General features: G+C 47.3%; 11 protein-coding genes. All 11 read left to right on the top strand.

The window, feature by feature from the left end:
- Positions 1-2: 2 nt before the first annotated feature.
- The 11 genes from MKY85_RS14530 to MKY85_RS14580 all read left to right on the top strand — a co-directional run bounded on the left by MKY85_RS14530 (position 3) and on the right by MKY85_RS14580 (position 15,832).
- Positions 3-878 (top strand): carbohydrate ABC transporter permease, encoded by an 876-nt coding sequence (locus tag MKY85_RS14530; RefSeq protein ID WP_278295182.1) that lies wholly within the window; start codon positions 3-5, stop codon positions 876-878.
- A gap of 15 nt (positions 879-893) precedes the next feature.
- The gene (locus MKY85_RS14535) at positions 894-2,357 is read left to right on the top strand and encodes a hypothetical protein (RefSeq protein WP_342573142.1); all 1,464 of its coding nucleotides are present in this window, start codon (positions 894-896) and stop codon (positions 2,355-2,357) included.
- Positions 2,341-2,976 (top strand): YIP1 family protein, encoded by a 636-nt coding sequence (locus tag MKY85_RS14540; RefSeq protein WP_342573143.1) that lies wholly within the window; start codon positions 2,341-2,343, stop codon positions 2,974-2,976. Before MKY85_RS14535 ends, MKY85_RS14540 begins: the two co-directional genes overlap by 17 nt.
- 17 nt (positions 2,977-2,993) lie before the next feature.
- Positions 2,994-5,570 (top strand): DUF5696 domain-containing protein, encoded by a 2,577-nt coding sequence (locus tag MKY85_RS14545; RefSeq protein WP_342573145.1) that lies wholly within the window; start codon positions 2,994-2,996, stop codon positions 5,568-5,570.
- 53 nt (positions 5,571-5,623) lie between these two features.
- Complete coding sequence (locus tag MKY85_RS14550; RefSeq protein WP_253435651.1) at positions 5,624-6,469, top strand: sugar ABC transporter permease; 846 nt, start codon at positions 5,624-5,626, stop codon at positions 6,467-6,469.
- A gap of 17 nt (positions 6,470-6,486) precedes the next feature.
- Positions 6,487-7,434, top strand: coding sequence for a carbohydrate ABC transporter permease (locus tag MKY85_RS14555; RefSeq protein WP_339242688.1), 948 nt, complete (start codon positions 6,487-6,489; stop codon positions 7,432-7,434).
- Between the two features lie 275 nt (positions 7,435-7,709).
- Positions 7,710-9,413, top strand: coding sequence for an RICIN domain-containing protein (locus MKY85_RS14560; protein ID WP_339261176.1), 1,704 nt, complete (start codon positions 7,710-7,712; stop codon positions 9,411-9,413).
- 293 nt (positions 9,414-9,706) lie between these two features.
- Positions 9,707-12,067: a helix-turn-helix domain-containing protein gene (locus tag MKY85_RS14565; RefSeq protein ID WP_342573149.1), complete on the top strand. Its 2,361-nt coding sequence runs from the start codon at positions 9,707-9,709 to the stop codon at positions 12,065-12,067.
- Between the two features lie 275 nt (positions 12,068-12,342).
- Positions 12,343-13,197 (top strand): ABC transporter permease subunit, encoded by an 855-nt coding sequence (locus MKY85_RS14570; RefSeq protein ID WP_339243069.1) that lies wholly within the window; start codon positions 12,343-12,345, stop codon positions 13,195-13,197.
- A gap of 27 nt (positions 13,198-13,224) precedes the next feature.
- Positions 13,225-14,154 carry a carbohydrate ABC transporter permease gene (locus tag MKY85_RS14575; protein WP_253435665.1) on the top strand — a complete coding sequence of 310 codons (930 nt, stop codon included), beginning with the start codon at positions 13,225-13,227 and terminating at the stop codon, positions 14,152-14,154.
- Positions 14,155-14,191: 37 nt separating this feature from the next.
- Positions 14,192-15,832 carry an ABC transporter substrate-binding protein gene (locus MKY85_RS14580; protein ID WP_339261180.1) on the top strand — a complete coding sequence of 547 codons (1,641 nt, stop codon included), beginning with the start codon at positions 14,192-14,194 and terminating at the stop codon, positions 15,830-15,832.
- The last annotated feature ends 13 nt before the right edge of the window (positions 15,833-15,845 follow it).

Genomic DNA, 15,845 nt, shown 5'->3' on the forward strand with positions numbered 1-15,845 from the left:
CAATGACCAGCAAAGTACGTGCCGTGTTTGGCATGCCAAAAAGGCTGAATCGGTCATTTACCGTCAGCCTGATGTTATTCGCACTGCTGGCCGTGTTCGGATCATTTATGGTGCTTCCGCTGATCTATGCTGTCAACAATGCATTCAAACCGCTGGATGAGCTGTTTATTTTTCCGCCGCGATTCTGGGTGAATAACCCGACAACAGAGAATTTTGCCGATCTGATCAACCTTATGGGCAATTCATGGGTGCCGTTATCCCGTTATATTGCTAATACCCTGCTCATTACAATCCTGGGGACGGCAGGACACATCCTTCTTGCATCCGCCGCGGCTTATCCGCTGGCGAAATATCGTTTTCCAGGTTCGAAAGTGTTGTTCACGATTGTCATTCTGTCTCTGATGTTCTCACCGCATGTCACGGCGATTCCAAACTACATGGTCATGTCTTGGCTAGGATGGATTAACACACACGCTTCCATTATCGTGCCATCGCTTGCTTTCTCCCTGGGACTGTTCCTGATGAAACAGTTCATGGAGCAGATTCCCGATGCGTTGCTGGAAGCAGCCAAAATCGACGGTGCCAATGAATACCGCATATTTTGGAGCATTGTGATGCCGAATGTAAAGCCGGCATGGCTCACGCTCATGATCCTGCAGTTCCCTGCATTATGGGGGACGGACGGCGGGAGCTTCATTTACAGTGAAAATCTGAAAACGCTGCATTATGCGCTCAGTCAGATTGTACAGGGAGGGATTGCTCGTGCAGGTGTTGGTGCGGCTGTGGCCTTGCTGCTGATGATTGTACCGATCACGCTGTTTATCATCTCCCAGAGCAGTGTCATGCAAACGATGGCCACTTCAGGCATGAAAGAGTAGAAAGGAGGCAGCGAGGTGCGGAGAAGCACATGGAAAAAACGCAAATCGATCATCATGGGCATGATCTGCCTCCTGTTGTTCGTTCAAGAGGCATCATATGTGAGTGCAGACGGTAAAACGGATGCGTATCATTACTCCTTCTGGGGTGACGCAGTTCCGGCACCAGCGGCATATGAGGCAACAACCATTATCACCGGCAAGAAGCTGAACACGATTCCTATGAAAGAGCCGAGCGACATGCATGTTACCGCCAATCAGCACGTCTTTGTGCTTGATTCGGGCAATGGCCGCATTATAGAGATGGATCGCAACCTCAAGCTGGTACGGACGATTGATTCATTTAAGCAGGAAGGCAAGGAAGATCATTTTAAAAATCCACAGGGGTTGTACGTTAGCGATCAAGGCCATCTGCTGGTCGCCGATTCGGATAATCATCGAGTCGTACATTTGGATGAAAAAGGCACGCTGGTCAAGATTGTCGCAGAGCCCAAATCGGACCTGTTAAAAGCGGATTTTCAATTCAAACCTCTGCGTGTTGTTATGGACAAGGGGGAACGTATCTACGTCATGGCCGAAGGCGTATTTGATGGATTCATGGAGTTCAGCGCCGACGGTACGTTCTCATCGTTTATTGGAGCAAACAGAGTTCAGGTAGACCCGGTGGAGTATCTATGGAAACGCTTCGCCACACGTGAGCAGCGCAGTCAGATGGTTATGTTCACTCCGACGGAATTTACCAATCTGGATATGGATGAAGAAGGCTTCATCTACGCGACTAGCGGGGATCGGGGCAAAGATCCGGTCAAGAAGCTGAATGCACAGGGCACAGACATTTTGCGCAGAGAAGGCTATCAGACCCCGCAAGGTGATATGGTGTATACCCAGGAAGCGGGGCCATCCCGTCTGATTGATGTGGACGTGGGGGACAGTGACATGTATTCCGTACTAGATTCCAGCAAGGGCCGAATCTTCACCTACAATGGAGACGGGTATCTGCTCCATATTTTTGGCGGCATCGGAAACCGCCTTGGCCAGTTTAATACACCTGTTGCGCTGGAACGTGCGGGAGACCGGATGTTGGTTCTGGATAAAGCGCTTGGCGAAATCACCGTCTTTCAGACAACTGAATATGGACGCACGCTCCATGAAGCAGTTCGCAGTTATTATAACGGTGACGAGGAGCAGTCCAGTGTACTGTTTGCTAAAGTTGCCGAGATGAACGCCAATCTGGAATATGCTTATGCGGGAATCGGCAAAGCACTGCTTCGTCAGAAGGAATACGGCGAATCTGCGAAATACTTTAAGCGCAGTATGGAACCTAAAGGTTATTCCAAAGCTTTTCTTTTGTATCGCAAAGAGCTGATGCGTGAGCATTTTTCATGGATGATGTCCGGTTTATTCTTGGCTGTCGCTGCGTTTGTTACCGTCATCATCGTTCGCAGGCAGAAAAGGAGGACAACGAATGCAGGCATCAAGTAAACAGTTATATCAGTACCCGCTGCATCTGATCTTCCATCCGTTTGATGGATACTGGGAATTAAAATATGAGCGCAACCAGAGGAACTCACTGTTGATTGCTTGCATGATTCTGGTACTGCTGGTCATCACCAAAATTTTACATGCCCAATACAGCGGTTTTCTGATTAATCTCAGTAATCCCAAATACCTGAACAGTCTGCTCGAAATGGTATATGTGATCGTGCCGGTCCTCTTCTGGTGTGTGGCTAACTGGTCGTTAACCACCTTGATGGACGGGGAAGGCAAGTTTTCTGAAATTTTTATGTCAACCTGTTTTGCACTGGTGCCTCTTTTCCTAATCCATTTTCCTTGGATCTGGCTGAGTCTTGTGATCTCTGCACAAGAAACTGCCTTTTATTATTTCTCCAATGCACTCGCCGTCGCTTGGACGGTGTACCTGTTATTTGTGGGAAATATGACGGTTCATCAGTACACACCAGCCAAAACGATACTCACGATGCTATTGACACTTGTAGCTATGGCCTTTATGGCATTTCTGTGCCTCTTGTTCTTTAGCCTTGTACAGCAGATTGTATCGTTTGTCGTAACCATCTATCAGGAATTAGTGCTTCGGGGCTAAGGGAGGAGGAGAATGTGATGAAATATGCCGTAGCCAAAAAAATAACAGGAATGCTGCTCGCGGGCAGTCTGCTGCTCAGCGGATGTCAGTTCTCGTCAGCACCACTGACCAACCAGGCGGTATCTGCCGCAGATCAAACGGACGTTCCCTCCCTGCCTCCCGGAGAAAAACTGAAATCATCTTTCAGTAATACCCGCCTTCCAGGCATGATTGGCATTGCACAGAATGATCAGCTTCAGCTGTTCATTCATGAAGAGACTGCCGAGATTGCAGTGATTCACTTGCAGAGCGGGCAGATCTGGCGCAGCAATCCTGCAGATCGTGAACAGGATGGAATTGCCGCAGGGATAAACAAAGACCTGTTGTCTTCACAAACCAAGCTCAGCTTCTTCAATAGTCTGGGTCAGAGCAGCACGGTGAATTCTTTCACGGACAGTGCCGCACACAAGCAGATCAGCTTCGAGTCACTGCCAAACGGCGTACGGGTGAATTACCAGTTTGGCAGCACCGAGCGATCCATTGAAGATTTGCCGATGAAGATCAGCAAAGAGCGTTTTGAGCAAAAGCTGCTTGCACAGTTGGATAAGACCGGGCAGCGGGCATTGAAGGTCGGATATGCAGAGGACAAAGAAGAAGGTACTTACGTCCGGATTGATAAGGCGATGCAGGGACTTCAGTTGTCCCGAGCGTTGAAAGCTTTTGACACGGCCGGTTACACACCAGAGGACCTGGCTCAGGATCATGCCGAGTTCGGCATTGAACAGGAACGTAGTGGACCGCGGCTGTTCATGATCACGATGGAATATGAGCTGGATGGAGAGGATCTGTTAGTTCGTGTTCCTTCATCAGGCATTCATTTTCCGGAGGAATATCCGATCAATAACATATCCATACTGGAGTATTTTGGTGCCGGAGGATTGAATGAAGAAGGCTCCATGCTGGTGCCGGACGGATCGGGGGCTCTTATCCATTTTAATAATGGGAAGTTGCAGTATCCTGCCTATCAACAAGATATTTACGGACCGGATATGACGATGAAACTGCGGGAAGCAAGTTCGAATGAAGCCAAAGCCCGATTGCCGGTGTTTGGACTTATTCGGAAAGAGGGGGCGTTCCTGGGTATTGTTGAGGAAGGGGATGCCGTTGCCGTTGTGAATGCCGATATCAGCGGCAAGCTAAACAGTTATAACAACGTATATCCAAGCTTCTATGTTGTGAACAAGAGCGATGTGACACTTCAGGCAAGCGATATGGTTCGTACACTTCCGAAATTTCAGAAGAATCCGACCGTGTCCGACTTCGCCGTTCGATACGCTTTTGTAGGGGCGGATAAGGCCTCGTACTCCGGGCTTGCCTCTCTTTATCGGGATTATCTGATGCAAAATGGCGGACTTCCCGAGCTGAGCGCCAGTAAGGATCAGAATGATGTTCCGTTTTATCTGCAACTGTTCGGTGCCATGACAACAAGCCAGCATATGTTGGGCATACCGTACGATTCAACGGAGGCTCTGACGACGTTTGATGAAGCCAAAAACATTCTCACCACCTTGAAGGAGAAGAAGGTATCCAATATACAGGTTCGCTATGCCGGGTGGTTTAACGGAGGGCTTTATCATAGGATGCCCGATTCCATTCACGTGGACGGTGCCGTGGGTGGCAAAAAGGGATTGCGGGAATTCAGTGCATTCACCAAAGAAGCAGGCATCGGCTTTTATCCGGATATTGCTCTGATAAATGTGTTATCCAAAAAAGGATTTAAACCGTCTAAAGAAGCTTCCCGAACCTTAACCCAGGAACCGGCGGTTATGTATCCGATGAACCAGGCCATACAGCGTCGTGACAGGGATCGTTCACCTTCCTATGTGCTGTCGCCCAACTTGCTGGAGAACGTGACGGCAGAGATGCTGGATGAACTCAAGTCTCTTCAAAAAGATGAACTTTCGTTGAGTCTGAATGACCTGGCCGCTCAGCTGAACAGCGACATGAATCCGAAAAAGTTGGTGGATCGAACGGAAGCACTGGGCTCTGTCAAGAAAGCACTTGAACAGATCAAACAGCAGGTAGGCCCTGTCGTTGCGGAAGGCGGAAACGCTTACGCACTGCCATATGTAACCGGGTTGACAGATGCTCCAATGAATAGCAGCCGTTTCAAGCTGGAGGATGAAGAGATTCCATTCTATCAGCTCGTTGTACACGGCAGCATTAGTTATACAGGTATGCCATACAATCTTTCTACTTATACGGACGCAAGACAGTATGTATTGAAGTTGATTGAATATGGAGCGAGCCCTTACTTTGCCTGGTTCAATGCACCAAACCATGTTGTGAAAGAAACAGATTATGATCAACTCTATGCGGCGAATTACGAACAATGGATGGATCTGGCTGCTGACATCTACAATGAGGTCAACGACGTAAACCAGTCATTTACGGGACGTTCCATGATATTTCATGAATCCATTGAAGAAGGCGTGTTCCGGACCATGTATGAAGGCGGCGGATTCGTAATCGTCAATTATAACGACTTCCCTGTAGATGTTGACAACGTTACAGTGGAAGCCCAAAGCTATGTGACTGGTGGTGAGCAGCTCTGAAGACGCTCCTGAAATGGAAATGGGGAAGTCGTACGTATGCTCAGCAGAAAGCCATGTGGGGCGTAATTTACGTGCTCCCCTGGCTCATAGGTTTTGTGTTATTTTTCTTCATTCCGCTGTTAGCCTCTCTGCGATACAGCATGAGTACAATTCAGGCCAACGCGGAAGGCATAGCGATTCAGTTCACCGGTGTCGCTAATTACATTCAGGCGCTAACCGTCAATACGAGCTTCAACCGTGCGTTAATCGAGGCAATCACAGACGTACTCATCAACGTACCTCTAATCGTTATATTCAGTCTGTTCCTCGCTGTCATCCTGAATCAGAAGTTCAGGGGCCGGGCTGTTGCCCGGTCGATCTTCTTCCTGCCCGTTATTCTGGCATCGGGAGTAATTATGACGCTGGAGAGCACCAGTCTGATTGAAGCGGTGAACCAGAGCAGTACAGGCGGCAGTTCACTCGGGACATTTGAACTCGAAAATCTGATGGTTAATGCCGGAGTAAGCGACTGGATCGTTACGTACCTGAGCAGCGCCGTAGATCGGATCTATCAGATCGTCAGTCAATCCGGTGTACAGATTTTGATCTTTTTGGCAGGCATCCAGACAATCTCCCCTCAGCTGTATGAGGCTTCGAAGATGGAAGGAGCTACGGGTTATGAAGCATTCTGGAAAATTACATTTCCGATGGTCAGCCCGCTGATTTTTGTCAATGCGATCTATACAATAATCGATTCGTTTGCCAATAACGCCATGACAGAACTGATCCGGGATACCGGCTTCGTCAAGTTCGACTTTGGTTTAAGCTCCGCCATGGCATGGGTCTACTTCCTGGCCATTGCCATAATTCTCGTTATCGTATCCATCATCTTCTCGAAGCGTGTCTTCTATCAAGATTAGAAAGGGGGGTGCTCTACGTGACAACTTCACGATTATTATCGCTGGAGCATTGGAAAGGCTGGCTGTGGGCCATGATCCGGTTTGTCCTGATTACCGGGCTGTCCTTCGTTATCCTGTTTCCCATATTCCAGAAGGTGTCAACGTCCATCAAGGATAAAGGCGATCTGTATTCCGCAGTGGTCGTGTGGATCCCGCAGAACTTCTCCATCGACAATTTCAAGCAGGCTATCCGCGTCATGGATTACTGGGCAACGCTGTTTAATACATTTGCATTATCTGCAACAACCACACTGCTGACCACTGCATCCTGTGCGCTTGCAGGGTACGGATTCGCCAGACTGAAGTTCAAGGGAAGCAACTGGCTGTTTGCCGGGGTAATCCTGACCATTCTTGTTCCACCGACGACCATTCTGATTCCGGTATACCTGAATCTGAAGAGCTTTGATCTGATGGGACTTATGACGCTTATCACAGGCAAACCGGTTAATCTGCTGAACACCTATTGGCCGTTTATTCTGACCGCGATTACAGCCAATTCACTCAAGGCTGGTTTATACATCTTCATTTTCCGGCAATTCTTCAGAGGTATTCCGAAGGAAGTGGAGGAGGCGGCCTATGTGGACGGTGCGGGCATCGGCCGAACATTCTCAACCATTATGTTACCCAATGCGATTCCGTCCATGGTTACGGTCATGTTGTTTTCGTTCGTATGGCAGTGGAATGACAGCTTCTATACAACAACTTATCTGACTTCGAGTAAAGTCATGTCGACCCAGTTGTCATCTCTTCCTTATAATCTGGCTCAGCAGGTTACTGACGGTGCAGCCTCCCAAGCTGATCCGTTCTATCTGAGCATGATTCAGGATACAGGAATTCTTCTTGCGATTCTGCCTTTGATCGTCATCTATCTGTTTGTACAACGATATTTCGTAGAGAGTGTTGAGCGTACAGGAATCGTCGGTTAAGTTCAATTCACCTGTACCTTTGGCGCGGCGATCAGCCTGGATAAGGAAGGAGGGATTCCATGGAACATTCCACTTGTAAAAAGGGGGCTTGCTGCGATCATTTGCAAAACTGTTCACTTCAGAATCGCAACCCTTCGCTCCGAAGAATTCCCTTGCTGGTATGGAATGGGTTGCGGGAGCGGGCTCCGACCTGAGCGATATGCTGGTTTAGGAATGCGATGACAGCGTTACTTCGCAGTATAGCAAGGCATTACATCAGAAGAGGAGGAATTATAGTGAAGAAGATTTTGACATCTTTCAAACTTTTAATCATTCTTGCTTTATTGATCACCATTGTTCCATGGGGAGGTAACCGAGCCGAGGCATGGGTGGGCATGCCGATGGGTAAGCTTCACGTTAACGGCAAAAACCTGGTGAACAGCAACAATCAGCCTGTGCTTCTGAACGGTTGGCATCAACCTTCAGGCGCCTACTGGACATATCAGGATAGCAATTATTACCTCAATCTACACGGTAATAACCGTCATGCAGCTACTCTGGCTTATCTGAAGGACATTACCGATACATTTGCGGATACCAGCCCGAAATACGGAAGCAATCATGGCTGGAATATGAATCAGGTACGTCTGTTTATCGACCGTCAGGATATGGGAGATGTGGCTGCTGGTACATATAACTTTGCCGGTGTGCAGACCGTTACGCAAAATGTCATTATTCCGTATATCCAATATGCCAAGAGCAAAGGCGTATATGTGGTCCTGGGACTCGACTTCACATTAAAGGATGATCAGGCAACAACACCTGCAAACCTGCAAAAATTCAATGAAATCTGGGGTTATCTCGCTTCACGCCCGGAGATCAAAAGTGCAGACAACGTTCACTTCGAACTGATCAACGAACCGGTGAAATCCTATGCCAATGGACATTGGGGTGGATACAACGGGGAAAATGACTTTGTGGATCACTGGAATGACCTGCGTAATTTCCAAAATTCCATGATTTCAACAATTCGCAGCAAAGGTGCGGACAATGTCATCTGGGCGGCAGGTCTGGGATACAACCAATTTTACAGCTTAACGGCAAGTCATCCATTGACTGACCCGCTCAACAACTATGGATATGCGGTTCACTGGTACCCTGGTTATGGCGCATATGACAATTTCTCAATCCTGCAAGACCAGTGGAATACCAACGTGAAGGCAGCCGCTGACAAATATCCAATTAACATTACCGAGGTGACCTGGTTCAAAAACAAACCTGGCGATTCGGCCTATTGGAACCTGTTTAATGGCAGCAATGAAGGTTTCGGTACCAATACCAAAACGATCTTCAACGCAGCAGGTAACGTCAGCATTGCAGCACATATGAACGGATTCATTCTAAGTGAAGGACCACGAAGCTCTTTTGCTGATCCAACGGCCGGCCTGAAGTGGGACGGGGATGCTTCACGGAGTGCCATGGGACGATTCCTGTTTAACTGGTACCATGAACGTGCCCAGACTTACCCGGGCAGTGGATCAGGTGGACCAACAACAGGGCTGGTATCCGGTGCAACCTACAAAATTGTAGCCCGGCATTCTAACAAGGTCATTGATGTACCTGGTGGTCTAAACGAAAACAATCTTCAGCTCCAGCAGTGGAGCGATCTGGGTGGCAACCCTCAGAAGTGGGTTCTGACCTCGATCGGCAGCGGCAACTATACACTGACAAGTGTGAACTCACCAGACAAAGTCATCGACATTCGCAACGGTACCAACACCAATGGGGAAGTGGTCCAGCTCATGAGCAACCTGAACACTACCGCTCAGCATTTCAAAGTGAATGACCTTGGAAACGGATACTGGAGTATCATCAACGTGAACAGCAATAAAGCGATTGAAGTCGCCAACGCTTCCACGTCGGATGGTGCCAAATTGCAGCAGAATACCTACACGGGTGCAACAAACCAACAATGGAAATTTGTTGCCGTCAGCAATTAAAAAACAAAGCTTTACAAAAACCTTCCCAAGCCATTCCTGGTCTTGGGGAGGTTTTTTTGCGTTTATTTTTTAATCCTTTGGCATGCAGGCCGTGCGAAGGTAAGTTGCAACTATAGTTGTGCACCAAATAGCAGAGAGACATTTATTTTCATGCAAGCATTGTACGCTGTAGTACGAAAATGTACCATAAGAAAGAAGTTGTACCTTCACTAAGAAGAAATGCCCGGTGTATCATGGAACAGCTACCTAATCAAAGAGAAATGTAAGCGCTTGATAAAAAAAGGGGGGTACATATGCAGCTCCTATGGTCCAAATTTTCACCCGTGTTCCGCCGTTTCCTCATTTCCTATCTTGTCATTCTGATGATTCCTCAAATTGCGGGATATGCCTCTTATCGCGCCTCCATTGAAGCGGCCCGCTCCAGCTCTATTGAGAACAGCTACAAGTCGCTGAGTCTCGGCAAAGAGATTATTGAGCGAAATCTTCTTCAAGTCGAAGCCTTTACCAGACAGCTTGCCGTCAATCCGGATTTGCAAAATTTAATTGCTGGTCCGAAGCCGCATGATCTCTACAATGTATATGGTATGAACCGCATGCAGCGCAGCCTCTCCATGTATAGCAGTACCAATGAATACTTGTCCCATTTCTTCATCCACATTCCAAACTACAATGCCATTATCACACCAAGAACCGTATATTATCGTCCAGAACATTATTATGCTGCCAATCAGCTGGACGGTATGTCGTTTGAACAGTGGTATGACCACATTTTGAAACAGCCGCACTTTAACGAGATCATACCGCTTCGAAACTATAAACGTGAAATTGTCGGTACCGTGCTTGCAGATGTTCCGGCCATCACATTTCTGCAATCTCTTCCTCTGAACAGCTTCAACAAGCCGCAAGCGACGATTGGTGTCATGATTGATCAGGATAAGATGGCGAGCCTGACTCAAAATATTGTGGATCAATATGGCGGCTGGACTCTCGTCACCGATGCAGAAGGACAGATCATTTTCTCGCTAGGCATTGATCAGGCCGAGGCTAAGCAAGTGGCACAAAGTCAGCGGATCGAAGGTAAAGCTGCCAAAACGGAGCAGAATGCGAAGAATGTACAGAGCGTTCAGCCTGGAAGCGATGATCGACTGTTGATATCGATTCAATCCAGTCAAAATGGATGGAATTACATGGCAGGCATTCCCGAGAAAGCACTCATGACCAAAGCGGACCAGATTAAACAAGTCACACTGGCCTTTACTTTGGCAACGATTGCCCTGGGATTGCTGTTCGGGTTGGTTCTGGCTTATCGGAATAGTGCCCCCGTGTACAAACTGTTGGCCACTTTCCGGGAACACATCACCGATTCTCCCGGCAGACGGGGGAATGAATATGATTTCTTGGCAAGCCATATTAACAATCTGATTGCAAATAATGACTCGCTTACAAATGCCATGAATGAGCAGATTCCATTATTGAGAGACGGTTTTATCAAACGGTTGTTAACCGGGGAATTCTATACCTCCACGGAGCTTGAAGTCATCTCATCACAGGCACACATTTCACTTCATAGCAGCAAGGGCTTAGCAGGTTTGGTGAGAGTAAACGGCTATGCTAATCCAGACAGTGAAGAGACGATTCATGAACTGGGCGTCGCGAGGCTTCTCGTCAAGCAGGTACTTACAGAGTGGAATGCCCAGGTACTGATTACGGATTGGGGAACGGACCAGATTGCTTTTGCTTGCCCATTGGATGCAAATCCACTGAATGAAGCGATGCGAAGATGTGAACAAGAGCTGAATACTTTAATGAAAGTGATCTACAGGGAACATCGGATATCTACAACAATTGGTACAGGTGCAGCGTATGAGGTCTGGAATGATGCAGGTCGCTCATTTGACGAAGCGAAACAAGCCCTGGATTATGGCATTCATATGGGAACAGATCATTTGGTGAGATTTGAAGATACGATGAAGGAAAATGAAATGTTCTATTATCCGATTGAGTCCGAACAGCGCCTGCTGAACACAATCAAAGCCGGGGAGCCAGAAGAGGCGATACGTATTCTGGAGCAATTATTTCTTCGCAATCTGGAGGAGCGGGAACTGTCCTACGAGATGACGCAGCAGTTCATCATGGAGTTAAAAGGGACCTTCCTGAAGCTGGACGAGCCAAAATTCAAGCTGGATGCCTCCCTGCTGGAGGAATATAAAAATCGGGTGACCTCTATTCAGATGACCGAAACGATCGCTGTGCTGCGCGGAAAGTTTAAGCAGCTGACAGAAGACATTTGCGGTGACTTCCAGACTAGAAGAGCAGGGGCACATGCGGATACGGTGATCGAAATGATTGAATTTATTCAACAAAGTTATGCGGATGCAAACTTGACGATCTATCGAATTGCCGAGTACATGAGCAAGTCGGAGAAGTATATATCCCAACTGTTCAAAGAACATACGGGAGAAAATCTATCTGATTACGTAGAACATGTGCGCATTGAAGCGGCTTCCAACCTGTTGCAATCCACTGGTCGCACCATTGACGAGATAGCCGAGGCTACCGGGTATAACAGTGCGCATTCATTCCGACGAGCGTTCAAGCGGGTACGCGGCATTTCGCCAAGCGTGTTTCGGAAAATGGATGGTCATAGCGGTTAATGTAGGCTGTTTACAAGGATATATATTCGTATTATGTACGTTTTCAGTGTAACTGTACCTTTACGCCTTCCCAGAGAAAATCTTATGATTACCCCGAAAGTAAGCGCTACCAATTATGATGAAGCTCATTATGAATGGGAGCCTTGAATGGGGGGATGATTCTGAGAACAACAATGACAAGTGAATCGAAGTCCGTAGAAAAGACAAGTAAATCGTCTGCCTTGCAGCGAGCATTATCCAGAAGCTGGAGGCGACATTGGCAGCTGTATCTGTTAATCCTGCCACCAATTGCTTACTTTATTATTTTCAAGTATGTACCAATGGTGAATGCGGTGCTGGCGTTTAAAGATTACAACGTCATCAAGGGAATCTGGGGCAGTCCGTGGGCCGGAACCAAGTATTTTGAATTGCTTTTTCAAAATCCGGCATTCATCACACTCATCAAGAACACGCTTTACATTTCGTTTTACAGCCTGATTGTCGGTTTCCCGATTCCTATATTACTGGCACTCGCGCTGAATGAAATCAAAAACATACGATTCAAAAAAATCGTGCAAATGGTGACGTATGCTCCATATTTCATCTCTACCGTAGTAATGGTCTCCATCATTATGCTCTTTCTGTCTCCTCGGTTGGGTATTGTCAATACAATCGCAGGTGCACTTGGTTTTGAAGCGGTGAATTTTCTCGGAGAGCCTGGACTGTTTCGTTCCATCTACGTATTCTCCGATGTGTGGCAGGGAATGGGATACTCCGCTGTCATATATCTGGCCGCTCTCGCGGGTGTTGACCCATCCCTGTACGAAGCTGCCAAAGTGGACGGAGCCAACCGAATGCAGAAAATCATTAATGTTGATCTGCCTGGATTGCTTCCAGCAGCCGTCATCATTCTGATTCTGAGTGTAGGCAACATCATGGCTGTCGGATTCGAGAAAATATATTTGCTGCAAAATCCGCTCAACCTGTCTGCCTCGGAAATCATCTCCACGTATGTCTATAAAATAGGATTGCTGAATGCCAATTACAGCTTCGCTACTGCGGTTGGCTTGTTCAACTCGGTAATTAACCTGGTTTTGCTATTAATCGTAAACGCGGTCGCCAAGCGACTGTCCAACACAAGCTTATGGTAACGGGAGCGAAAGGAGGAGCACTAATTCATGTCTAACACACAAACAGATACCGGTCGTTCCCGAATCAGGAGCAGCAGTACAATCCGCGAATCTTGGGGAGATCGCGTATTTATAACGGTTGTTTATTTCATGCTGACGGTGGTGCTGATCGCCGTGTTGTATCCCTTGATATACATTGTGAGTTCTTCGCTTAGCAGCCCTGCTGCCGTCTCCTCAGGAAAAGTCTGGTTGTGGCCCATTGACCTGACATTCGATGGTTACAAGTCTGTATTACGCAATGATCAAGTCCTTACGGGGTATGCCAATTCCCTTTTCTACACAGCCTGCGGTACGTTAATCAGCGTGGCTCTGACCATCATGATTGCGTATCCGTTATCCAAAAAGACATTTGTTGGTCGCAGCTCACTAATGATGTTTATCACCTTCACCATGCTGTTTTCGGGCGGCTTGATTCCTACCTACCTGGTGGTCAAAACGATGGGGCTGATTGATACCCGCTGGGCGCTGCTGATTCCCAATGCTATCTGGGTCTGGCAAGTCATCATTGCACGTACATTTTTCCAGAATTCAATACCGGAAGAGCTGTCCGAAGCAGCAGACATCGATGGGTGCAGTGACATCCGTTTTATCTTCAGTGTCATCCTGCCGCTCGCCAAACCAATCATTGCCGTGTTGTCGCTTATGTACGCAGTTGGTCAATGGAATGCATACTTTGACGCTCTCATTTATTTGAAATCACAATCGCTCTACCCGCTACAGCTGATATTGCGCAGCATTCTTATTCTGAACAGCAGTACGGGAAATATGGACGCTTCAGAAATGATCAAACAGCAACAGATGGCTGAACTCATGAAATACTCATTAATTGTCATGGCCAGCCTGCCGGTTCTGATTATCTATCCTTTTGTACAACGATATTTCGTGCAAGGCATGTTGATTGGTTCTGTCAAAGGATAGGTTCATTTTTCTATTATTCATAAGGGAGAGGATTGTATTGAAAAAAGCGGGTTTCATCATTCTTGCCTGTATGCTATTTACCTCGTTGGTTCTTGCCGGATGTTCCAGTTCTGAAAAGGGGAACGGAGAAGGCGGCGATTCGTCAGGCAAGACAGCCATTAATGTGTTTGCACACCAAGGCTCGGACACCAATCTGTCCACCAATAAATTCACGAAGAAAATGGAAGAGAAATTTGATATCCAATTCAACTGGACTACGGTTCCATTCGATGGTGCAGCCGAGAAAAGACAGATTTCACTGGCTTCCGGCGATTATCCGGACTTGTATCTGTTAATACCGTGGGTAGATCGGTTCTCCCAGACAGACTTGTTGAAGTTTGGCCAACAGGGGGTAATATTACCGCTGAATGATCTGATTGAGAAACATGCCCCGAATATTAAAAAAGTGCTTGAAAGCAATGACTATTATCGGGCCATGAATACCGCTCCAGATGGAAATATCTATGGTCTGACAGGTTTGAATGAATGTTTTCACTGTTCATACCCGAACAAGATGTGGGTCAACACCAAATGGATGGAACAATTAGGTTTGACCGAGCCTGCAACGACAGAAGAGTTTAAGGAAATGCTTCGGGCATTTAAAACCAAAGATCCAAACGGAAATGGTAAGGCAGATGAAGTGCCCCTAAGTGGTTCTACCGAGAATTTTGGGGTGCACATTATCCCTTATTTAATGAACGGTTTTATCTATGACGATGATCGGAATTATCTCATCGTTAACCAAGGGAAAGTGGAGACCGTTGCGAATAAGCCGGAGTGGAAAGAAGGACTTGCGTATATCAAATCCCTGTATGATGAAGGGCTGATCGATCCGGGGGCCTTTACGCAGAACGTGGGTGCTTTCAAAAAGATCGGTGATAATGCCGATGCACAGCTTCTCGGTGCAGGAGCAGCGATGCATCCATCGTTATTTGTAACCACTGCCGAAGGTTCACCTTACGGAAATGATTACAATCCCATCCCTCCACTGAAGGGACCGAATGCAACCTATGCTACGTATAACTATCCAATCGATCCCGGAGCGTCTTTTGTACTGACGAACAAGGCCAGCGAGGAAACACAGATTGCAGCCATTAAGCTGCTGGATTATTTCTACACCCAAGAAGGGACCATGGCATCTTATCTGGGAGAAGAGGGCACAAGCTGGCGTAAACCACAGGAAGGCGAAGTGGCGCTCAATGATCAGATAGAGCCGCTCTACAAAGCCATTCCGCTTCCTTCCGGAGAAGAACCTCGCAATGACAGCTGGGCAGCATTGAGTCAGTACAATCATCACCGTGCCTATCGTGACGCCGAAGTACAGGGCAAGGACATCTACGCCAATGACGGTTATGAACGGCGACTGTATGAGGCTACATTATTGATGGAAGGAAAAGAGCCAACGGACGTTTTCCCTCACTGGGCACTCTGGGTTGACCCGTCTCTGGCGGATGAAACAAGCATGATGCAGACTAATCTTAAAGACTATATCGATCAAAATGCGCTGCAATTCATTACGGGAGCGAAAAGTCTCGATAAGGATTGGGAAGATTATGTGAAAGGACTGGAGGGACTGAACATCAATCGTTATCTGGAAATCATGCAGTCTTCCTATGATGCTTCTTCTATTTCCAAATAGTTGAGGTGTCCCA

This window comes from Paenibacillus sp. FSL R5-0749, assembly GCF_038595085.1.
GTDB lineage: Bacteria > Bacillota > Bacilli > Paenibacillales > Paenibacillaceae > Paenibacillus.